The organism is Chitinophaga sp. LS1 (genome assembly GCF_034274695.1).
GTDB lineage: Bacteria > Bacteroidota > Bacteroidia > Chitinophagales > Chitinophagaceae > Chitinophaga.
Genome location: NZ_CP128362.1, coordinates 3,884,919 through 3,907,755, shown reverse-complemented (window position 1 = coordinate 3,907,755; position 22,837 = coordinate 3,884,919). Strand labels below are relative to the sequence as shown.

Sequence of the window (22,837 nt, the reverse complement as noted above, 5' to 3'; positions counted from 1 at the left end):
GTTAAATAATGCCATTAACTTTATTTCGGTGGATAAACTGCCCGGCACCTTTGGGTAACAAACACTCGCCATTCTCTATAGCGACCTGGCCACGTAGTAATACTGTCTTTACTTTGCCCGTAACAGGCCAGCCTTCGTAACCGGAGTAATCCACATTCATGTGGTGGGTGCTGACTGATAATACGTGTTCTTCAGTTGGGTCGAAGATGACGATATCAGCATCGCTGCCTATACCAATCGTTCCTTTGCGGGGAAACATCCCAAAGATCTTAGCGGGATTTGTACAGGCTACTTCTACAAATTTGTTCAGGGTGATTTTTTTTGCATGCACACCTTCACTGTATAATAATTCCATCCTGTTCTCTATCGCCGGGTGACCATTGGGGATCTTTGAGAAATCATCTTTGCCCATGAGCTTTTGATTCCACATAAATGGGCAATGATCTGTTGCTACTACATTTACCAGGCCCTGGTTGATACCCGCCCACAGGGTTGCCTGATCCTTGGGTTCTCTCAGGGGAGGACTCATTACCCACTTCGCACTTTCAAATCCTCTTTCATAATATGATCTATCCAATAATAAATATTGAATACAGGTTTCTACAAATACATGCTGGTTACGTCGGGTTGCATTGCGTACTGCATTCAAAGCGCCTTCGCAGGTAAGATGTACAATATATCCAGGGCAACCGGTATAATTAGCTATATCTGCAAAGCGGCCGGAAGCCTCTGCTTCTGTTACTTCTGGTTGTGAGATGTAATGATATCTTGGAGATAGATTGCCATTCGCCCTGTTCTGTGCTACGAGATAATCGATCATATCCCCATTGGTGGCGTGCACGGTTACCATGCCTCCATATTTTTTTACTTCCTGCATGAGTGCGACCATCTGCCGGTCGTCTATCATTAAAGCACCTTTGTAGGCCATGAAGGTTTTGAAGGAGGTGATGCCTTCTTCCTCGATCATGGTTTTTATTTCGGCTTTTGTATTTTCATTGAAATCAGTAACTGCCATGTGGAAACTATAATCACCTACGGCGTTGCCGCGTGCGCGGCTGTTCCAGTCATCGAGGGCTTCTTTGAGTGAATGGCCCTGGGTTTGTAATACAAAATCAATGACGGTAGTGGTGCCGCCAAATAAAGCCGCCCGGGTACCGGTTTCATGGGTGTCGCTGGAAAATGTACCCATGAAAGGCATAGCCAGATGGACATGCGGATCGATACCACCGGGGAATATAAGTTTGCCGCTGGCGTCTATTTCCCGGGTAGCTGTGACAGGTAGGTTCTTTCCGATTGCAGTGATCACTTCTCCTTCTATAAAAATATCAGCCACGTAATCATCAGCAGCTGTTATGATTCTTCCGTTTTTAATCAGCAGTGACATATTCGATAGATTTTATTGAACGCATCATCAGTGTATAACCAATTCCTGAGACAAAGAAACCCACAAACCATGCATAGCTATATATGCCTGTTATCCATGCAGGTAATGCATCTGCAGCAATGACATGTATGGTGGCCAGGAAACCGGGAATATTCGGCGCAACACCTAATAACAATGCAAGTAGCGCATATCTGTTGTACCCATTTGCGTAACTATACCGGCCATCATGCTGGTACAATTCATCCAGTTCCAGGTGTTGCCTGCGCAGGAGGTAGTAATCAGCAATCATTATTCCTCCTACAGGGCCTAACAAACTTGAATACCCCACCAGCCAGGTAAATATATATCCACCGGGATCAGCTACCAGCTTCCATGGGAAAATGAGAATACCAATTATCCCTGTAATGAAACCTCCTGTACGGAAACTGATCTTCGCTGGATTCAGGTGTGCAAAGTCATTGGCCGGGCTTACAATATTTGCGGCAATATTTGTAGCCAATGTGGAGATAGCGACCGCTATCATGGCGATGCTCACCAGTATTTTATTATCAAACTTACCAGCCAGCACTACCGGGTCCCAGATTGTGGTACCATATACTATAGTCGTAGCTGATGTAACTACTACTCCTATAAATGAAAACAACGTCATGGATGTTGGTAATCCCAATGCCTGCCCTTTTACCTGTGCCTGCTGACTACGTGCATAGCGTGTGAAGTCAGGGATATTCAATGAGAGTGTGGCCCAGAACCCTACCATACCCGTGAGTGCAGGTATAAAGAATGCCCAGAAGGCACCTGCATTTTGAAAACGGGAAGGCTGGGTGAGAATAGGTCCTAATCCGCCGTTCACTGCGTGGATGGCCCAGTATAATAAAGCCAGTGCTGCAACAGGTAGGAAGATCGCTTTGAATACTAATAGTTTTTTGATGCTGTCAATGCCTAAATACACGACATACATATTCAATATCCAGAAGAGAATAAAGCAAATAGCCGGACCTGTGGCCAGTCCCCATGAAGCAGGGAATATAGCAGGCAATTGCTCCAATGCCGGTATCCAAAGTCTTAGCATCTGATAGATAGCAAAGCCGCCAATCCATGTTTGTATGCCAAACCAGCCACAGGCTACAATGGCGCGTAATAAAGCAGGGACATTCGCTCCTTTGGTGCCGAAGCTGGCGCGGGCAAATACAGGGAAAGGAATGCCGTATTTGGCGCCGGCATGGCCGTTTAAGATCATTGGTATCAATACGACTGTATTGCCTGCGAAAATGGTGAGGATCGCCTGCCACCAGTTCATGCCTCCTTCTATCAGCGAACTGGCCAGCATGTAGGTGGGAATACACAGGCTCATACTGATCCAGAGAGCTGCATAATTCCAGGTGTTCCAGGTCCTGCTGCCTGCAGTTACGGGGGCCAGGTCTTCACTGTACAAATTGGTAGGCATATGAATAGTAGTTAGTTCTCAGATTACGTATTGGTTAGTGGTGTAAAAAGTAGTAGCAGGTTAGAGAGGCTTCTTTTTTAGAAAAAATAAATCCGCTGGTTAGTCTTTCGTCCTCAGGTTATTAAATTGTCTTAATCGACCTGATTGCTCTCAGCTCACATACTCATCAGCTATACACAGCGCATCATCAATTATCGCCAATCCCTCATCCATCTGTTCCTTCGTTATACTCAACGGCGGTGCTATAAACACATAATTCCACCGTACAAATGCATACATCCCCAGTTGTTTTATCCGTGCCGCCACCTTATTCATCACCATCATCTCCTCCGGCTTTGCATTAAATGGCGCCATCGGCTCTTTCGTATCTCTATTCTTCACCAGCTCTATACAACCTAATAACCCAGTCGTTCTGAAATCTCCAATACAAGGGTGTTGTGCTTTCATCAGTTCTACCTGTTCTGTCACATATTTACCCATGTACGCCGCATTTTCCAACAGGTGTTCATCTTCATATATCTTCAGCACCTCCACACCTGCTGCACAACATACCGGATGTGCAGAATAAGTCAATCCCAGCCACAAAGTCCTTTCATCAAAATGCGCCGCTATCTGATCACTCACGATCAATGCACCCAATGGCAGATACCCGGCTGTAATCCCTTTTGCTGTCGCGATCATATCAGGCACTACCCCGTGTACATCGCAGGCAAACCATTTACCGGTTCTCCCAAATCCACTCATCACCTCATCAGCTATAAGCAGGATACCATGCTTATCACAGAGTGCTCTTATCTTTTGCAAATAATCAGGCGGATATTTAATACAACCAGAACTCCCACTTTCCCCTTCCATCAATATAGCCGCAACATTTTCGGGTCCTTCAAATTCAATCACCCTTTCCACATGACTCACACATTCCCTTGAACAGGAACTCATCTCCTTCCCCCATGGACATCGATAACAATAAGGATCTTCCACATGCACAAAGTTCGGGGCCTGTTGGGCATCTGCTGCCAGTTTTCGGGGATCCCCCCCGGCACTCATCGCCACATAAGAAGCGCCATGAAAGGCACGGTAGCGGGTAATGATCTTATGTCTGCCCGTATAGAGTCTGGCTAGTTTCACTGCATTTTCAATGGCACTTGCTCCACATACTGTAAAGAGCGTTTTAGTGAGATTACCCGGAGAAATTGCGGCTAACTTCTTCCCTAATTCCCCCCTCGCCGCCGTCACACAACCGGGTGTTACATAACTCACCGCCTGCATCTGCCGTATCACCGCTTCAGTGACCCGCTGATTACCATGGCCAATATTTACATTTATCAATCCGGACGAAAAATCCAGATATCGCTTATCATCATAATCATACAGGTACACTCCCTCCGCATGCTTTACAGCAATAGGTTGCAGGCCTTTCTGCCTACTCCATGAAAATAGTGTATAGTCGAGATTATCCTGAATAATCTCCTGTGCGGTTGACAGGTCAACAATAGCTGACATACAATAATTTTTATCAGACTTGAAATACTCCTAGCTCATCCAGTTAATCCCTTCTTCCGGGTTCCATTTGGTCGTACTTTTCTTTAGCCTGGTCCAGAATTCAATTGAACTTTTTCCCGTGATATCGCCTACGCCGAATTTACTTTCATTCCAACCTCCAAATGAGAATGGCTCACGGGGTACGGGCACGCCTACATTCACACCGATCATACCAGCACTTGCCCTCTCCGCCACATAACGGGCCATGCTACCATTCTGGGTAAACACAGACGCGGCATTGCCATAAGGGCTTGCATTTTCTATATCAAGTGCTTCATCTACGGTGGAAGTGCGAAGTATACTGATCACAGGTCCAAATATTTCCTCCTTCGCTACGGACATGTCAGGGGTAACATAATCAATGATGGTGGGTCCTACATAAGTACCGTTTTCCTTACCCGGTACTGCTGCGCCTCTGCCATCTACTAATATGCGGGCGCCATTCTTTTCTGCTTCTGTAATATACTGCTCTATTCTGTTTTTTGCATCTTTATTAATCACCGCCCCTAAATTTTTTCCGGGAATGATTTTCTTCACTTCCTCGCAAAGAATTGCGATGATGTGATCTACATTCCCTACGCCCACCATGGCAGATGCCGCCATACATCGTTGTCCGGCGCAGCCACTCATAGATGCAGCAATGTTTTGTGCGGTCATATCCGGTTTGGCATCCGGTAGTACCAGCAGGTGATTCTTTGCACCACCCAATGCCAGACAGCGCTTCAGACTTTGTGTAGCACGCTGGTACACGATCTTCGCCACTTTGGTAGAACCTACAAAAGAAACAGCCTGAATGTCAGGATGATCACAGATGGCATTCACGATTTCACTATCGCCATTCACGATGTTAAAGACCCCATCCGGCAACCCGGCTTCTTTTAATAAAGAAGCGATCAGGCCCACACTCAATGGCACCTTTTCCGATGGCTTGATGACCATGCAATTGCCCAAAGCCAGCGCATTGGGAATCGTCCAATTGGGTACCATGGCCGGGAAATTAAATGGTACGATAGATGCCACTACCCCAATAGGAACATGGGATGTACGACATTCCACTCCACTGGATACCTCGAGTACTTCACCTGCTATGAGCTGTGGTAGTGAGGTGGCGAACTCTGTCAACTCTATACATTTCTCTACTTCCTGTACAGCTTCTCCATACGTCTTCCCATTTTCAGCACTGATCACACTGGCGAGTGTATCCAGATTCTTCTCCAACAGGAATTTGTACCTGAAAAAAACCTGCACCCGTTCTTTAATAGGTGTGCGGCTCCAGCCCGGAAATGCCTTTTTTGCTGCCTGTACAGCGATGTCCAGATCCGCGGCCGTAGAGCAGGGCAGTTCTGACAATAATGTACCGTCAATTGGAGAGATGACGGGAATTGTACGGTCGGAAGCGATTTTGGTAAAACTTCCGTTTACAAAATTCTGCAATTGGTCGTATTTCATTTGCCTTGGGGGTGTTTGGGTAAAAAGTTGTGAGTGGGTGGTCAGCCATTGACATTTTTAATACGATAAGATCAATTTACTGAAAAAAATGTACATTTAATACATACTTTCTGAAATTTCTGCATTTTTGCATTATAACCCTTACTATGGCGAAGCATAAAATACCCGAGAAGTTACCAACTCAACTGGATGATCTCGATTTTTCAATTTTATCATTCCTCCAACAGGATGGAAGGGTGTCGTTTACCGTGATTGCTGAGAAACTGAATGTATCCATTGGTACCATCAGGACCCGGTTTAACAGATTGATTGAAGAAGGTACCATCAATATTATCGGCAGAGTGGACCCTGATAAGGTAGGATTCAGGTCTTATGCACATATCGCAGTGTATATCCGGCCGGCCACCTTTAAGGAGCAAGTGGCGAAGCAGATTGTACAATTACCGGAGGTGAGTTTTCTGGCTATGACATCAGGTGCATATGACCTGGAAGTCAATGTTATGTGTAGAGATAATGATCATTTAGTACAGTTCGTCAACCAATTGTCAGAGATTGAGGGGGTGTACCAGACCAATACGACTATCTATTTTAAGGTCTACAAGTATGCCCAACCGGATCTGATGCTGCTGAAGGAGTAAGCTTTTTTTACGCTATTTTAACAATCTTCCCCGGCTATTCTCGTTAATTTTGCACCCAGACGAAAAGATTAACCAATGATTGTTTTAGACTCATTCTACAACCGTAAACAGGAGATCGTGCACGGCATTATCCACGCCGTAGGCATCCTCTTTGGGCTCAGCGCTCTCCCTGTTCTGACCGGTATTGCCGCTACTCATGGAAATACCCGTGGTATCGTAGGCGCCGGTATTTACAGCTTTTGTTTTATTCTGCTTTTCACCTGCTCTACGGTATACCACCTGGCCCAGGACCAACAGGTAAAAAAGCTCTTTGTGGTACTGGATCATATCAGTATCTATTTCCTCATTGCCGGTACGTACACGCCATTTTTACTGGTGTTTATGAACAATGCATTCGGGATTACACTGCTCTGTATTTTGTGGGGACTGACCGCCGTTGGTGTCATTTTTAAATCCTTCTTTACAGGACGGTTCAATATCCTGAGCACGATCATCTATCTCATTATGGGATGGATTATGATTGTAGGTGGTAAAACATTTTTCACTTCCCTGCCGGTGCCTGTAATCACCATGATCGCTATTGGCGGTGTTTTGTATTCTATCGGTGTGTACTTTTACCTTCGCGAGAAAAGGACTTATACCCACGCCGTATGGCATTTCTTTGTGCTCGCAGCTGCTATTTGCCACTACGTAGCAGTACTGTTATCCGTATAGAATTATTACCTTGGCATTTTAAACCGAATGTTATGAAGAAAGCCATGCTCCTGCTGCTGATAGGCATGACCGTTATACAGGTCAGCAAAGCACAGGATAAACCACGTTTCTGGGATGATGTACAGACGATTAAACACTATGACCAAATGTACGCTCCGCCTGCTAACCCGATCCTTTTTGTCGGAAGCTCTTCTATCCGTAAATGGGAAGATGCAGAACGAACCTTTGCCTCCTATGATGTGATGAACAGAGGTATTGGGGGGGCTGTGGTGAATGATATCACCTTTTACCTGGACGATCTGGTATTTGCATATCATCCACGCGAGATCGTGTTGTATGTAGGAGAAAATGATATTCCGGATGGAGCGGTTGCTGATACAGTACTCGAGCGTACGAAAAAGCTGCTCACTGCCATCAGGGAAAAACTGCCGGAGACACCTATTATTTATATATCTATTAAGCCAAGTCCTTCTCGTGATAAATACAGGGAAACTGTGAAACAGGCAAATGCACTGATTAAGGAATACCTGAAAACGCAGCATAAGATTACATGGATAGATGTGTATACACCGATGTTGACGAAGGATGGGAATTCAAGACCTGAGATTTTCCAGAGTGATATGCTGCATTTGAATAAGGATGGGTACCAGATATGGAAGAAGTTAGTTCAGCCTACGTTGGTAAAGAAAGAGGTAAAGAAATAAATAATTCTCTAAATAGCAATCCCCGCTTAGTCAGCGGGGATTGCTATTTAGGGGATTTTTATAAAGAGAATTTTTATTAAGGAGAACTTCATTAAGAATTCTCTTTTACTCAGCTATCCTTTCTAGTGGCAATTTCAACCCGCCCATAATCACACTCGCTTTCACCACCTTTCCCGCTGCATCTGTCACAAACTCTATCTGCCTGTCCGTTCCATCACTGTAATAAAATTTCTTCTCTGATTCAGGTATCAGCTCTATATCATCCACCCCATTTATCTTACGGTATAATTTACCTTCTTTCCTGATTAACTCTATTTTATTTCCAACAAAATAAGTACCTACATAATTATCTATTACCGCATTATTGATAGCCGCCGCCTTGTGAACATAAGGATTTACGACTGGCATATTTAACATGATACCTGCCAATCCACCGGCTACATATTGTGCATTGGATTCATTGTTGGATAATACGATCACATTGAAATCGCCATCTTTATACCAGCTGATCACTGACCGGTAACCGGGAATGCCCCCACTGTGCCAGATCCTGGGATGGTTAACCAGACTGTCTATCATCAGACCATAGCCGTAATGGCCCATATAAGCAGTGGTCATTTTCCTGGTAGTAGCTTCGGACAATACCTTATTGCCCAGTAATGCCTGATCCCAGGCCAGCAAATCATCTACGGTTGAATACATACCACCAGCAGCATAAGGACCTGACATGGTATAAAAAGGTATATTATAGTCTTCCATATAACCATGTGTACGGTAAGGCAAGAGGGTATCAGGACGATCCATGCCGGTATTTTTCAAACCAGCTTTGTCAGTGATTTTTTTAAGGTAATTCGCAAATGACTCACCCGTTACCTTTTCCACTATATATCCCAACAGGAAATAGTTGGAATTGCTATACGCCCACCGGGAACCGGGTGTGAATAAGTAAGGTTGTGACTGGAAACTTTTAATAAAGTCAGCAGGGGCCACATCCAATACATCAGCATGCAAATCGGTTTCTGGCAGTGAGGTATAATCTGTAATACCGGTCGTCTGGTTCAGCAGCATGTGTATTGTGACCTGATTGCCCTGTGGATAATCAGGAATGTATTTACTCAGTTTGTCATCCAGGTTCAGTTTACCCTGTTCCTCCAAATGAAGGATACAGGCGGCCGTGAATTGTTTGGTAATGGAGCCGATACGGTATTTACCGGCTACCGTGTTTTTCACATGCCATTCCTTATCAGCTTCGCCAAAAGCACCGCTGTAAATGACTTTACCTTTCTGCGCTACGAGTACGCTGCCACTGAAATGGGAGATGGTGGCCTGGGCACGCATATAAGCGTCCAGCTTTAATGGATAGTTGGTTTGCGCCTGGGCTGCAAAGGGTAACAGGAGGAATAAAAGTATCTTTTTCATAGAATGAAGATACGATTTCAAATAAACGAAAAAGCTTTTGCCTTTGGCAAAAGCTTTTTCGTTTGGAAGATTTTTTTCTAAGAAGTTTAGAAAATTCCTTTCTAAGAAGAAATGCTGTTTTATTGTAAAGTTGTAAATACCACTCTACCAATATTCATACGTACACGTGCGCTGGAACCATTGCTGGAAGTATTCAGAATTTTGAATCTCACAGCAGTACCCGCTGCTGCACCAATCGTAAAGGTCTCTGTATTCATTACTGACACTGTGCTGCTGATTGGGCTACCTACCTGTGTCCAGGTTGCACCTGCATCATAAGAAGCAAACAGCGTGAAACCATAAGTAACAGCATCACCGGTATCATAGCTTGCACCTGCGTGATCGATGGCAATTGTCTGCACACCGGTCAGGTCAAAGTTCATCATGATATAACCATCGTCAGTGCTACTGTTAGCACCTCTCAGACGAGCTGTATTTGTATTACCGCTGGTGAATACGTCCTTCGCTGTAGAAGTACTGGATACCGCTACCAATGACTGGCTAAACTGCCATGAACCTACGTCCTGAGTGGATGCAGCATCTGCATAGCCTGTTTTACCACCTTTGCTGAAGTTTTCAGTATATACTACAGTGGTGGTACTACCACTTCCGCTACCATCGTCAGAACCGCTATCGCTGCCACCGCTACCTGAATCACTACCACCTGAGGAGGAAGATGTAGATCTGATCACGTCTGTAGTATCACGGATATTTACTTCATAGCTGGAACTATTGATGTTCAATACACCTGTGTAAGAAGATGCTGCTGTTGGGAATGTTGATGATGCGAAAGAAGCACCTGTACGAACAAAGGAGTTCACTGTACCTGTTGCATCTGTCACGACTACTGTACCTGAATAAGTACTGCCAGCTGTATTGCTCAGGGTCACTGTACTAATGGTCACCAGCGTACCGGAGAGTGCCGCTGCCTGTGCCTTCAGTTCGGTAATGGTCAATACCTTTGGTGTGATGCTCATGGTATCGCCGGTGGCTGTAGCACTATCCAAAGGAATGTTGTTCAGTTCCAGCTGACCATAATAGCTCGTCAATGTCTGACCACCTATTGCAATCTTCAGTTTCTGCCCCTGTGTAAAGCTATGTGCTTCTGTGAAACGCACAAGGATACCTGACATATCGTTACCCTCCTGGAGGTACAGATTCTGTGTATTCACGTTACCCTTTGCACTATTAGAAATCACATAACCAGTGATATAACGACCTCTTGGCACTGTGATGTCTGCACTGCTATACAGGCTACGCAGACTATCGATGCTGATCTGTTCTACACTGTCGCTGGCAGTTGTACCATCGCAACGAACACCTGTCATATCAGCTACGTCATCCAGTGTGCGGATGTAGAACTGTTTATCTGAATTATAGAAAGAGTAGATACCTGTGATGGTACCTTTACCCTGTGCCACCGTTTTGTTTGCAAAACTTGCATAACCGCTGGTACGAACTGAGAGCGTATTGGCAGAGCAATCCTGCAGGGTTACGTTTGCAGTTGTTGAATTTACACTGTCTGCATAAGTTGAACTCAAATAGCTGTCTGCAAACTCCACATCCTTGATGCTTACGAGCATGCTCTGGTAAGTGGAAGACAGTTCGCTGATAGTTACTTCTACCGGCTCTACCACGTTGCCAGTGCTACCCACGGTGATGAAGTCATCAATCACGGAGCTGGAAATACGCTGTGGCTGGTTGCTGCTATTTACACCCAGCCCCAGTTCCAGCAGACCATTGTAAGTACCCAGTGTCAAACCTTTCAGGTTGATAAAGAGTCTACGACCTACAGGATAGGAAGCATACAAAGAAGATTGATCGATTTCGATTTCGATACCTGCGGTTGCATCCTGCAGGGTGATCTTTTTATACAGGTTATCTTCCTGGTCGTTACCTGTCACCACACCTACTATAATCAGGCTGTCGGTAATTTCTACCGGCGTACCTGTATACATTGCCTGTAATTCTGCAATGGTAGTAGTTGCCTGAATGTCTGGGTCAGTTGCATAAGGAGGTTCATCGTACTGGCGCTTACAAGCCCCAAAAGTAAGGGATAATAAAAGCAGCATCCCCAATAAGGTACGGTAAGAATGCAATAAATTTCTCATTGTTATAGCTGATTATATTTTTAATAATTAAAGTCTGAATGCAAGGCTGGCAAAGAAATTCGCGCCATATGCGTAATAGAATTTCGGAGGGAAAGTGCTCGCGTCTTTGTCAGTATAGTTAAAACGTAGCTGCTCATAACCGCCACTGATCAGGTTCCGGTTGTTCAGCAGATTGTTTACACCCAGTGTGAATACAATTGATGCAGAACGCCCTCCTACGTGGGTATACCAGGTCTTTCCACCAAACAGATCCATGGTCAACTGCGCAGGCAGTTGCTCCTGATCCAGGATGGAATGCCACTGTGTAGAGTTGTGTTGAACATCTTCTGTAGCTCTCTCTGTACGTCTTACCGGGTTAATTTCCAGCCACATCTTGTCGAAGTAGTTCGCATTCACATTTATGAACCAGTTTTTCTTACCCTGGTAGTTCAGCCCTACTGTGTAGGCTTCCTGGGGTGTCTGACCTACATGATAGTTCTTGGTATATACTGTTTCGGATGTGATCACATCAGAGCTGTTATCAGATGTTACTACCGCATGCTGACGGGAGTCGTAGAAATAACGACCGATGTTCGCAGCCGCAGTCGCCTTCAGCCCTTCATAAACAGGGACTTCGATACCGAACTCCATACCATAGTTTACCTTGTCTATATTAGACAGTGCATAGTTTACAAAGCTGGCGTAGCTGTCATCGTAATAGCTCATGATGTCCATTCCATCCTGGAACAGGGAGTAGTAGGCATTCAGACGAACTTTTACTTTCTCCGCATTCATGACGTAACCGGCTTCTGCGCTATATATTTTCTCTGCTTTCACATCGCTCTGTGTACCGTTGTGGTTACGTGGAGAGGTGAAGATGTTCTCTACATAAGGAGAGCGGGTGGATGCTGATGCATTCAGGAATACATAGTTACGGCCATCGATCTTGTAGGTTGCACCTGCTTTGAAAGCGTAGTTATTGAAGTTGAAAGTTTCGGATTTACCTTTTGAGTTGGTTGGATACAAACCATTTCTGATATATCCTTCGCGGAACATAGATGTATAGTTATATGCACCGGATACGAAGAAGTCTACATGGTCGTAGTGGAACATACCCTGTAAAAACACTTTTGCATCGTTTACGTTCATGGAATAGTCGTAACCGTATTTATCTTTTCTTTTCAGGATGCGGTTAGGATTATCCAGGTCAAACTGTTCAACATCTTCTGTGCTGGTATTGGTCTGTTGTGCAAACTTATTCACATTCACATAGAAGTCGCCACCCAGCAGATCGTGTACACGCTGGTAGTTGCGGTCACGCTGGTGGTTGAAGTAGATACCGGCAGTGAGGTCGGCATGCTTGTTCAGGTTCTTATTGTAAATAGTGTTGAAGTTGAATTTTGTTGTCTGCACCACCCTGTCCTGCAGGATGTACAGGGAACGGTTGCCTGTTACACTGTTGCCGGTGATGCCGTTTGCATTTTCAACAGTCTCTTCATTGATACGGTTGATGTTGTACATCTTTGTCCAGTTGATCTGGCGGTAAGATTCATCCGTACGATATTTGTTGGCAATGTATTCAGCTGCAGCAGTGCTTTCCTGGTAGCTTGGCAGGTTGCGGTAATAGTCAGGTCTTGGATCTGGTGCATTGTACCAGTCAAGTCCTGTACGTGCACGCTCCCCATACGAGAAAGCAACGGCAGTGTTCAGACGGCTCTTGTCGTCAATCTTCCATTCATGACTCAGGATTGCATATGGCTGATAGGTAGTGGTATAATTTGCACTACGCTTTTTGCCATCCTGCCATCCCCATGAGGAGTTGTAATAATGTGAACCTGCGAGGTCGTACATCTCTTTCGTAGCGGCGGACTGACCACCATCAGCAGTTGGCGAACCGAAGGTCACGAAAGACAGCATATGCTTTGCATTGATCTTTTTGTCTACTGCGAAGAAGTAGGATGCACCTTCGTAGAATGTTCCTTCTACATAACCATCTTTGGAATAACGACCGGAAGCGGCGAGAGAGAAAGCCCACCCTTTCTTGCTCATACCTGAACTCCAGCTGGCCATAAGACGGTGATTGTAGTTACCACGGGTCGCTGCATAGCTGATGCTCAGTTGCTGACGCTGACGAAAAGCACGTGTGTCAATGTTGTTCACACCACCGATTTCGCCTAAACCGAAATCAACAGGGCGCAAACCATTGGCACTTTGTCTGTTACGCATCACATCGTTCAGACCACCCCATAAACTCCATGGTGTGAAACCATTGGTAATGTTCTTTACAGGAATGCCATTGATATATGTTTCAAAATAATCGGCATTATAGCCTCTTACTTTGAACCTTGCAGCATTGAAATTTGCCACGTTTGAAAAATACGGATCCCTTCCTGCATATAGAATGGAGGAGATGTTCTGACCGGCGGCATTGCCATTGTCAGAGTCTGTTTCATCAATAGCAATGATGGGAATGTTGGCCTTTACATCCTCTCTGATCAGAGAATCCCGTACATAGGCTGAATCACGAACCTGTGACCTTGCACTGGAAATGAACATACAAAGGCATCCCACCGCAACTATTCTGTTGTAAATAGACATAAGGATTTACGAATGGTGTTTGTTTAAAAAATAAATGCAAAAGAATCCCCTACCCGGAAATGAATCCGGTTATTAAAATGTATTTGCGATGTGCGATTAGTTCACGAAAAATGGATCAACAGCGTGTTCACATATGTTGATAGTTACTCTAAGCTCATGACATAATGCTTCCTCAGCTTATTTATGTTTTATTTTACTAGCGGTCGCAAAAGTATACGATTTTTGAAATTACAAAATATTGTTAAATTCGTTTCATCGCATTTAATAATTTGTTAACATTCTTAGCGCATACTACCTAGAATGCTTATACTTTCTTTGCAGCCGTTTTTATATCAGAATACGTGAACTAAAATAATCTCAATGCTATCGAGAAGAGCTATCAACCAGTTGATTATCTTAACCTTGTGTCCTTTATTATCCCTATGGGCACAGAAAAAAGAGTACAAGGTGATCAACATCGGATTTTACAATCTTGAAAATTTTTTCGACACAATTCATCAGGAACATGTAAACGACTATGAATTTTTACCAACAGGAAACAAGGGATATACGAGTGAAGTATATCAGGACAAAGTAAAGCACATGGCCAGTGTGATAACTGACATGGGCAAACAATTTTCCCCGGATGGCGTGGCGCTTTTAGGTGTGGCAGAGATTGAAAATGAAGGAGTTTTGAAGGATCTGATCAATACAGGCAAGCTACCTTACAAGATCGTACACTATGACTCTCCTGATAAACGCGGTATCGATGTGGCATTGTTATATAACCCTGCATACTTTACTGTTATAAGTAGTAAGTCGCTCACGGTGCAACTTCCGGACGGTTACCCAACCCGTGATGTATTGTGGGTGACAGGTAAACTGGATGGTGAAGTGTATCACATATTTGTGAATCACTGGCCTTCACGTCGTAATGGAGAAGCTGCTTCTGCGCCGGGACGTGCCATTGCAGCAGGCGTGAGCAGACATATTATGGATAGCCTGTTCCGGATAGATCCGAATACAAATGTGGTCCTGATGGGTGACCTGAATGATAATCCTACTAATGAAAGTATGACCAGGGTATTGAAAGCAAAAGGTGATGCGGAGAAATTGAAAGAGAATGAATTGTTTAATCCCTGGATGGCGTTTTTTAAGAAAGGGATTGGTACACTGGCATACCAGGATTCATGGGCATTGTTTGACCAGATTGTGATGTCTCAGCATTTATTGAATAAAGATGATGGGCATTATCACTTTTACAAAGCGAATATTTTCAAGAGGGACGATATGATCCAGACTTCTGGCAGATATCAGGGGTATCCTAAGCGCACTTTTGATTTTGATAACTATATGGGGGGTTTTAGTGACCACTTTCCAACTTTCATTACTCTTATAAAAGCTAATTGATGCAAGCGAAAAAATTATTATTGCCAGCTGCGTTCGTACTATTGATCCTTGCTGCCTGTGAGAAACAGGGAGATGTGGCGGTAAAACCGGCTGCAAGTACACCAGACACAATTCGTTATTCAGGTGGAGAGTCTTCTTCTGCTGATACATGCGGAACTTATACTGCTAATACAAGTGACAATAGTCATATCTTATTGGGAAATCCGTCAAGTGCACAGCCTTGTATAGAGTTTCCGGCGAACTATTTAATTGACAGAGATTATTGGATAGGATCGTATAATAGTTTACGTGGCGGACCGAATTGGGTGAGCTGGCATTTGCAGGCGAGTGATGTGGGAAGTTCCGGCAGAACGGATGATTTCAGGGCGGATACAGAGTTGCCTTCTACATTTTATCAGGTACAGAGTACGAGTTTCACCAGTTCAGGATTTGACAGGGGACATAACTGTCCTTCAGGAGATAGAACGAGCTCTGTGGATGCGAATGAAGCTACTTTCCTGATGAGTAATATGATTCCGCAGGCGCCGAATAATAACCAGAAGGCGTGGGCGACGTTTGAGGATTATACAAGGAATACGCTGGCGGGTAGTGCGAATGAGTGTTTTATTGTCATGGGTAGTTATGGTACTGGTGGTACTGGTTCTGCGGGTGCGGCGACTACGATTGATGGTGGCAATGTGACTGTGCCAAGAAAGGTTTGGAAGGTGGTAGTAGTAATTCCAATTGGGGATAATGATCTGAGCCGTATCACCAGCAGTGCTACTGTTGTGGCGATTGATACGCCGAATGATAATACGACAGTATCTACGAACTGGAAGGAGTATATCACTACTGTGAAGGCGATTGAAGATTCTACAGGGTATAGTTTGTTGAGTAACTTACCGACGGATGTACAAACAGCTTTAAAGTCTAAGGTATATGTGCCGTAAATAGCGAAAGAATTGAGAATTCCCCTGCGGGAAATTCTCAATTCTTTCGGAGGAGCGAACGGTATTAAAAAACCAGGTTCAGATTTTCCTCAAAAAAATCTAAACCTGGTTTTTTAATACCGTTCTTTTTTTATAAATAACCGTTCTCTTTTTTATATAATGTTTACATCGATTACACCTTCTGCGTTTGTGAGTTTTGCGATGCAGTCATCGCTTAGATGACGGAGATGGAGTTTCTTGCCGGCTTGTTTATACCGTTCAGTTAATTTACCTAATGCCTGAATAGCACTCATATCAGTGACACGGCTACCATTGAAATCAATGATGACTTCTTCCGGATCATTTTCAAGATCGAAGCTCGCATTGAAAGTGCTGATAGCACCGAAAAACAGCGGACCATTTACTTCGTAATGTTTGATCCCTTTTGCATCGATATAGTTTTTCACCTGTAATTTATGCGCACTTTCCCATGCGAAAACAAGCGCTGAGATCACCACGCCTGCAAGTACAGCGAGGGCAAGGTTGTGCAGCCATACAGTGATAAGGGCCACGAGAATACCAATGATGACATCGTGACGGGGCATTTTGTTGATGATGCGGATACTGATCCATTCAAAGGTACCGATAGCCACCATCATCATCACACCAACCAGTGCTGCCATGGGAACTTTTTCTATAATAGGCGCACCAAATAAGATCACCATCAATATGGTGATGGCTGCAATAATGCCGGAGAGCCGCGCTCTGGAACCTGCGGAGAGATTCACGAAAGTTTGCGCGATCATAGCACATCCACCCATGCCGGTGAAGAATCCATTTAAAATATTTGCAGAACCCTGCGCAATGCATTCTTTATTATTCCGGCCTTTGGTGCCGGTAATATCATCTACTACATTTAATGTAAGGAGCGATTCTATTAAACCTACACCTGCCATTACCAGGGAGTACGGGAAGATGAGTTTTAATGTATCAAAAGTCCAGGAAATAGCGGGGATATGGAATGGAGGGAAACCACCACTGAGGGCTGCAATATCTTTTACAGTTTTGGTGTGTATTCCAAAACCTAATACGAGTGCAAATACGATGATGATAGCTACGAGTGATGCAGGTACTGCTTTTGTCAATTTAGGAAAGAAGAACACAATCGCGATGGTTAATAATACCAACCCTAGCATGATGTATAAAGGAGACCCTGACAACCACTCCCCACTGCCTAATTTAAATTGTTGTAATTGTGCGGTGAAGATGATGATGGCTAACCCATTTACAAATCCATACATCACCGGCTGAGGTACAAGTTTAATAAACTTCCCTAATCTAAATACCCCGACTAAGATTTGTAAAAGTCCTGCCAGCATAACAGCGGCAAATACATATTCGATACCATGGGATTGCATTAATGCAATCAATACGACCACTGTTGCTCCTGCACCACCCGATACCATACCGGGGCGCCCACCAAAAACGGCAGTAACTAAGCCCATGATAAAAGCGGCATATAAACCGGTTAATGGAGAGAAACCTGCTAAAATTGCAAAGGACAGCGATTCAGGAATCATGGTCATGGCTACAGTGAGGCCAGCCAGGATTTCGTTCTTGTAATCGACTTTTTGCTTAAAGTCAAATAAATTCAGGTAAGCCATGTTGATGTATTATACGTGCGCGGGGCGCAAAGTTACTCGATTTTCCCCGGGATTCAATTAATTTCGCATGATGCCTGCATTCTCAAATATCTTATTCAACGCCCTTAAGCACCACCGTGGGTATATTCATCAACAGATTGCACTTGCTACACCAGACACTTTGCCTGAATTATTGAAGAAACTGGGCAACTCCCAGATGGATATTTATTATGGACATTTATCACAGGAAGGGTTATTTGAAGAAGTTTTGAGTCATATTCCGGCAGCAGATGAAGCAGCATACCTTGCATGGCTACAAGGAGCATACAGAGAAATTATATTATCTGATACTTCTAAATGGATACTGCTGGAAGGCAATGTACCCGGTCAATACATTCATATACACCCGGCAAGATATTCTCCTGAAAGCATGCGGGTAAAAGCAACTATTTTAAAAACTGCCATCGCCTGTATAGTCGTTCATCCGGGGGTAACACATCCTGATTTGAATATGGTTAATCATATACGCAAAACAATACTGGGCCTGTCTCCTGTAAGAGATCTGGCCCAGTGTCAACACCTGTGGCAGGTAATGAACCTATTACTTATCTGAATGAATTTTGATATTCTTCCCCGAAAGTACAAACTGGCTATCACCCCTGTAGGCGATAGTTTCAGGAAATTTAGGCCGGGTAGCTACATGTGCCTTTACCACTTCAAAGATGAAAAAGTTATAAGTATTGATGAGCTTACGATCATGAATTTTACATTCAAAGCTGGCGAAGCATTCCTTTATTAATGGCGCTTTTACGATACTGGCTGCCTCGGCAGTGAAGCCTATTTCTGCAAACTTATCTGTATCTGCACCCGTACAGTTCCCCACAGCAACTACTTTCTTAGCGATATCAGCAGTGGGAATGTTGATCACACATTCCCCACTTTTATAGATCAGGTCGAAACTGTAATTACTCCCAGTGATCATACAGCCGATAAGGGATGGAACAAACTCCATTACAGTGTACCATCCCATCGTCATAATATTGTGTTTGCCTTTGTAAGCAGATGTAACGAGGACCGTAGGAGTGGGTTCTAAGAATCGTCTTACGTCCTCTACCGGAAAGTCTTTTTTCATTTTAGTTTGAATCTTGTCTTTGGCCAGAACCAATTACTCCTGTAGATTCATTGGTTGCATCAGGTAAATTCTCTTTTGTCAATACAGGCTCATTCGGATTGGGCCTTTCTCTATATTTACGCCCTGTGATCAGGTCCCCATCTCTCTCCCCATTATGCTGGGTAATATACTCCCGCTCATTCAAAGATGCTTCATGCTGCGGCAGTTTCTCTCCTGCTGTATTATGACTTGGCTCATTGGCCTTATGTGCATTAGATGCGGAAATCTTTGCGCCAAGGAGATCATTCATCCACACATGTAATTTAGTTTTATTACCTGAGATAATTTTGCGCTCACCTCTCATCAGGGCTTTATATCCGTCCTGTGCCACAACCTCAGGGGAAGCCAGTTGAGTTTCTCTATAAGTGACGGTATCCTCCTGCCCTGCCTTGTGGAAAAAGTCTGTATCTGTAGCTCCAGGTAATAAAGCTGTGATGGTAATATTCGTATCACGCAGCTCATCTACCAGCGCAGCACTGAATGACAGAACGAATGCTTTGGTAGCAGCATATACTGCCAACAATGGCATTGGCGTGGTCCCCGCCTCTGACCCTACCTGTAGGATCTTCCCTTCGTTGCGGCGCACCATGTCACGCAAAAATAACTTGGTGAGTGACACCAGACCGATGATATTCAGATGAATGATATCAATGTCACGCTCCAGACTGGTATCTACGAATGGTCCCCACTCACCTTGCCCCGCATCATTGACCAATACATCCACTGTAATACCCATTTTCTTTGTCTGTTCGTAGATTTCTTCCGCTGCTTCCGGTGCAAATAAATTCCTTGCTATAGGTGTAACTTCCACTGTGTAACTTTTCTTCAACTCATCTGTCACGTCCTTCAATCGTTCTTCATTACGTGCTATCAGGATCAGGTTGTAACCATCTTTTGCAAAGCATTTCGCCAATTCAAAGCCAATCCCACTGGTGGCGCCTGTTATAAGCGCATACTTGTTTCTATTCTCTATATTAACAGGTTCCATAAAGTTATATTTTTATACTTAGTGAAGTACAAAGATGAGGCCACGTGATTGCTAAGACTGGTATGATATTTTAATACTGAAAATGAAAAACCGGATTAATTATGATGGATAAAATGCTTGAGAACGCTTACCACAGGAACAATTTGATGAAACAAAATTTGATCTAAACGCCAGGGTGATCCATACATTGCGCGATGCTGGTATTAAACTGCCGGGGATGTAGCGTCATATGCTCACTTTTGTCGAAAAACATCTTAGCGCACCGATCTGTATTCATTTAAAATAAAACAGGCTGCATCATAAGTTCGATACAGCCTGTTTTCCTCGGTTACCCATAGAAACAGCTTGTCTTTTTAAACGATTCCCAGGAGGTTAATTTTTATGCGAAACAACTCCTACATCATTTTTTCTTTCACATTATTGCAAACAGTATGGAATAGATTTTCCCAATCCGCTGTAAATCGATCTATATTAAACCGCCTGAGCGCCTTCTCCCTTGCCGCTTTTCCCATCCGTGCAGCCAGCTCAGGATCATTCATCAGCAGTTTCATTTTATCAATGAGAAAATCTATATCCGTGTGGATAAAACCATTCACCCCATTTTCAATCACCGTGACCAGTTCTGTAGTAGCAAGCCCTATTACAGGTAATCCCTGCATCATCGCTTCGCATACTGCCAGTCCTAAACTGGTATGCCGTACCGGATGAAAGAGGTAACGATATTTACCCCTGAATGCAGGCAACTGCGCAAACGCTACTTCGCCCCCTCCTATCGCATCGTTGCCCATGCCTGCCAGGTCTACAGGCACCTCTTTCGTTACATGCTGAAATACATCCCAACCCAGCGCACGACCTCTTTGTGACAGGTGATTGATAACGGTGATACCTTTACCCAGTTCTCCTGTGTAAGGAATATCTGAATCTGTGACACCATGTTCTATCACGGTAACAGGCGTGCGGTTATTATCCCACATCAGTCTATTATAGTGTGTTACATGCACGAGACAGATACGACGATCATTGACCGTATGGCGGGTGCCAAAGGGGCTTTTGAGCGGGGTATTGTGTTCCAGGTATACTCTGGGTAATCTGCGCTGTGCAGGTGTCAGGATCTCGTATTGATCTACAAGATAATTCTTGACTGATTGGTACATGATGACATCAAAGTCATAACTCTTTACCATATCAGCCGGTATCTCTATTACATTGCTTCCATATGGGAATGTTCTCCCACGACCATAATAACCGGGTGTACGCTCATCATTTACCGGGATATATATATCATAGTTCCCCTGTGACAGATAATACAAATAGCTACCATGAATATGCCATGTAAAGATTTTCAATCTGGATTCAGAACCAACCCGGGTCGTCATACAATGAGAAATTTGATTTTATAGTGAGTGAATTTGTCCCAGTTTTTTTGAGTGAAAATAGCCAAGCATACAGGTAGAAAGTTCGTCAGATAGTGTTTAATGCCATTTACCAATAATAACAAGAAGCAAACCAACAGTACTCAATGGGTAAGGAAACGCCTGTAATGGGGGTATTTATTCATATGAAAGTCTCTCTCAGCAGCAGGGTTTGGGAGTAGCTGAGCAAGTTGTTCCCCATTTATAGGAACCATGGGAACAAGTGACGTAATAGCACAGATCGCCGGAATCCTTTACCTACCTTGAATAAACAGGTTGAGAAGTGAAAGTAGGGACAAGGAAAACTTACTTGCCTGATCGCTCATGATAAGCCTTTTCCCAGTCCAATAGTGCTTCTTCTACTGTATTACCTTCCCCAAATACTGACTGCTCTGTACCTGCCCCTAATACGCAATAATACCTATCGCCGTCTGTATATACGTCTGGGCGAAAATTGAGAACAGGTGCAGGTAGATTCATAGAAGTGAAATCTACCTGTACCTTTTCCTTATCAAGAGATGTGTGCTTCATATTATAATTCATTTCTGTCACCACCTACGCTGTACGAATTGTTTTCTTCATCTTCTGCACCCGTGCCTTCATTGTCATCATCCAATTCACTACCGGGTACATCCAGATCTTCACCTGATATCTGACCGGTTTGTTCTTCCAGTAATTCACCCTCCTCATCCACATTATCCAACTGGGCACGTTTCAGATCACTGGCGCCTTCATCGCCAGGTGTGACGTTTGCACTTTCATATAGATCCTGTCTTTCCTGACGGGATACATTGCTACGTTCATCAGTGATCAGTTGTTCATCGTCTGTTTCAATCGTATCTTTTGGACTGCCATTCAAATCGTCGAGTACGCCATATCCCTCTTCATCATCGGAGGCGGGAGTAGACACATGGCCAGCATCAGGCAGTAACGGTTCTACATTTTCCTGACCGGGTATATCATTTACCTCAGGCATGTCTATAATTGTCGTTTCTGGTTTCATACGATCCTGATCATGCTTTGAATCCTGTATATCGTTTGTAGTTTTTGTCTTGTTTGCCATAACATTGGTTTTCTTTTGAGATAACAATAATGAGGCCATGCCATTTTTTGCATGGATCCAACTTTGCACTACCTATTTAAAATATGTTCACTCTTTAATAAATTCACTTTATGGATAAGAAAAACGAACAACCAGAAAATCCGTTAGAGAATAAGAACGAACAGGCAATTGATGATCAAAATGTGCCGGTGAGTGCGCCAGTCTCACTATGGTCAGCATTCAATGTGAGGCTATAAGATTCT

General features: G+C 43.9%; 20 protein-coding genes. 7 read left to right on the top strand and 13 right to left on the bottom strand.

All coding sequences use genetic code 11. From position 1 onward, the window contains the following. Nucleotide 1: 1 nt before the first annotated feature. The 4 genes from hydA to QQL36_RS16165 form a co-directional block, all read right to left on the bottom strand. Nucleotides 2-1,384 (bottom strand): dihydropyrimidinase, encoded by a 1,383-nt coding sequence (gene hydA / locus QQL36_RS16180; protein WP_321570276.1) that lies wholly within the window; start codon nucleotides 1,382-1,384, stop codon nucleotides 2-4. Further along, the gene (locus QQL36_RS16175) at nucleotides 1,368-2,828 is read right to left on the bottom strand and encodes an NCS1 family nucleobase:cation symporter-1 (protein WP_321570275.1); all 1,461 of its coding nucleotides are present in this window, start codon (nucleotides 2,826-2,828) and stop codon (nucleotides 1,368-1,370) included. The genes hydA and QQL36_RS16175 overlap by 17 nt, the downstream gene beginning before the upstream one ends. A 150-nt stretch (nucleotides 2,829-2,978) precedes the next feature. Then, complete coding sequence (locus QQL36_RS16170) at nucleotides 2,979-4,331, bottom strand: aminotransferase class III-fold pyridoxal phosphate-dependent enzyme (protein ID WP_083722699.1); 1,353 nt, start codon at nucleotides 4,329-4,331, stop codon at nucleotides 2,979-2,981. A gap of 30 nt (nucleotides 4,332-4,361) precedes the next feature. Further along, a complete protein-coding gene (locus tag QQL36_RS16165) occupies nucleotides 4,362-5,819 on the bottom strand; it encodes a CoA-acylating methylmalonate-semialdehyde dehydrogenase (RefSeq protein WP_083722700.1) in 1,458 nt (485 codons plus the stop codon). 146 nt (nucleotides 5,820-5,965) lie between these two features. Here QQL36_RS16165 and QQL36_RS16160 point away from each other — a divergent pair, with 146 nt between their 5' ends. From QQL36_RS16160 to QQL36_RS16150, 3 genes are all read left to right on the top strand, one after another. Next, nucleotides 5,966-6,457 (top strand): Lrp/AsnC family transcriptional regulator, encoded by a 492-nt coding sequence (locus QQL36_RS16160; protein ID WP_321570274.1) that lies wholly within the window; start codon nucleotides 5,966-5,968, stop codon nucleotides 6,455-6,457. Between the two features lie 75 nt (nucleotides 6,458-6,532). Continuing rightward, nucleotides 6,533-7,171: a PAQR family membrane homeostasis protein TrhA gene (trhA, locus tag QQL36_RS16155; protein WP_083722702.1), complete on the top strand. Its 639-nt coding sequence runs from the start codon at nucleotides 6,533-6,535 to the stop codon at nucleotides 7,169-7,171. A gap of 32 nt (nucleotides 7,172-7,203) precedes the next feature. Beyond that, nucleotides 7,204-7,875, top strand: a complete 672-nt coding sequence (locus QQL36_RS16150) for a GDSL-type esterase/lipase family protein (RefSeq protein ID WP_321570273.1) — start codon at nucleotides 7,204-7,206, stop codon at nucleotides 7,873-7,875. A gap of 105 nt (nucleotides 7,876-7,980) precedes the next feature. Here QQL36_RS16150 and QQL36_RS16145 read toward each other — a convergent pair whose 3' ends face one another. The 3 genes from QQL36_RS16145 to QQL36_RS16135 all read right to left on the bottom strand — a co-directional run bounded on the left by QQL36_RS16145 (nucleotide 7,981) and on the right by QQL36_RS16135 (nucleotide 14,021). Beyond that, on the bottom strand, nucleotides 7,981-9,294 hold the full coding sequence (locus tag QQL36_RS16145; protein ID WP_321570272.1) for a serine hydrolase domain-containing protein: 1,314 nt from the start codon (nucleotides 9,292-9,294) through the stop codon (nucleotides 7,981-7,983). Between the two features lie 119 nt (nucleotides 9,295-9,413). Continuing rightward, a complete protein-coding gene (locus QQL36_RS16140) occupies nucleotides 9,414-11,444 on the bottom strand; it encodes a DUF5689 domain-containing protein (RefSeq protein WP_083722705.1) in 2,031 nt (676 codons plus the stop codon). Nucleotides 11,445-11,471: 27 nt separating this feature from the next. After that, nucleotides 11,472-14,021: a TonB-dependent receptor gene (locus QQL36_RS16135; protein ID WP_321570271.1), complete on the bottom strand. Its 2,550-nt coding sequence runs from the start codon at nucleotides 14,019-14,021 to the stop codon at nucleotides 11,472-11,474. Nucleotides 14,022-14,381: 360 nt separating this feature from the next. On the opposite strand from QQL36_RS16135, the gene QQL36_RS16130 reads away from it, so the two are divergent. Together QQL36_RS16130 and QQL36_RS16125 are read left to right on the top strand one after the other, a co-directional pair. Beyond that, nucleotides 14,382-15,410 (top strand): endonuclease/exonuclease/phosphatase, encoded by a 1,029-nt coding sequence (locus QQL36_RS16130; protein WP_321570270.1) that lies wholly within the window; start codon nucleotides 14,382-14,384, stop codon nucleotides 15,408-15,410. After that, the gene (locus QQL36_RS16125; protein WP_321570269.1) at nucleotides 15,410-16,339 is read left to right on the top strand and encodes a DNA/RNA non-specific endonuclease; all 930 of its coding nucleotides are present in this window, start codon (nucleotides 15,410-15,412) and stop codon (nucleotides 16,337-16,339) included. Before QQL36_RS16130 ends, QQL36_RS16125 begins: the two co-directional genes overlap by 1 nt. Before the next feature lie 152 nt (nucleotides 16,340-16,491). Here QQL36_RS16125 and QQL36_RS16120 read toward each other — a convergent pair whose 3' ends face one another. Beyond that, nucleotides 16,492-17,982, bottom strand: coding sequence for a SulP family inorganic anion transporter (locus tag QQL36_RS16120; RefSeq protein ID WP_321570268.1), 1,491 nt, complete (start codon nucleotides 17,980-17,982; stop codon nucleotides 16,492-16,494). 67 nt (nucleotides 17,983-18,049) lie between these two features. Here QQL36_RS16120 and QQL36_RS16115 point away from each other — a divergent pair, with 67 nt between their 5' ends. Further along, a complete protein-coding gene (locus QQL36_RS16115; RefSeq protein WP_321570267.1) occupies nucleotides 18,050-18,574 on the top strand; it encodes a hypothetical protein in 525 nt (174 codons plus the stop codon). Here QQL36_RS16115 and QQL36_RS16110 read toward each other — a convergent pair. The 5 genes from QQL36_RS16110 to QQL36_RS16090 form a co-directional block, all read right to left on the bottom strand. Beyond that, nucleotides 18,563-19,093, bottom strand: coding sequence for a flavin reductase family protein (locus QQL36_RS16110; RefSeq protein ID WP_321570266.1), 531 nt, complete (start codon nucleotides 19,091-19,093; stop codon nucleotides 18,563-18,565). The two genes, QQL36_RS16115 and QQL36_RS16110, sit on opposite strands and share 12 nt — an antisense overlap. Before the next feature lies 1 nt (nucleotide 19,094). Beyond that, a complete protein-coding gene (locus tag QQL36_RS16105; protein WP_083722711.1) occupies nucleotides 19,095-20,120 on the bottom strand; it encodes an SDR family NAD(P)-dependent oxidoreductase in 1,026 nt (341 codons plus the stop codon). A 395-nt stretch (nucleotides 20,121-20,515) separates the two neighbouring features. Then, entirely contained in the window at nucleotides 20,516-21,496 is a 981-nt protein-coding gene (locus tag QQL36_RS16100) for a glycosyltransferase (protein ID WP_083722712.1), read from the bottom strand. Between the two features lie 342 nt (nucleotides 21,497-21,838). Then, nucleotides 21,839-22,063 (bottom strand): hypothetical protein, encoded by a 225-nt coding sequence (locus QQL36_RS16095; RefSeq protein ID WP_083722713.1) that lies wholly within the window; start codon nucleotides 22,061-22,063, stop codon nucleotides 21,839-21,841. Between the two features lies 1 nt (nucleotide 22,064). Next, nucleotides 22,065-22,595 carry a hypothetical protein gene (locus tag QQL36_RS16090; protein WP_083722714.1) on the bottom strand — a complete coding sequence of 177 codons (531 nt, stop codon included), beginning with the start codon at nucleotides 22,593-22,595 and terminating at the stop codon, nucleotides 22,065-22,067. Between the two features lie 110 nt (nucleotides 22,596-22,705). Between QQL36_RS16090 and QQL36_RS16085 the strand changes: the two genes are divergently transcribed. Continuing rightward, nucleotides 22,706-22,831 carry a hypothetical protein gene (locus QQL36_RS16085; protein WP_321570265.1) on the top strand — a complete coding sequence of 42 codons (126 nt, stop codon included), beginning with the start codon at nucleotides 22,706-22,708 and terminating at the stop codon, nucleotides 22,829-22,831. The last annotated feature ends 6 nt before the right edge of the window (nucleotides 22,832-22,837 follow it).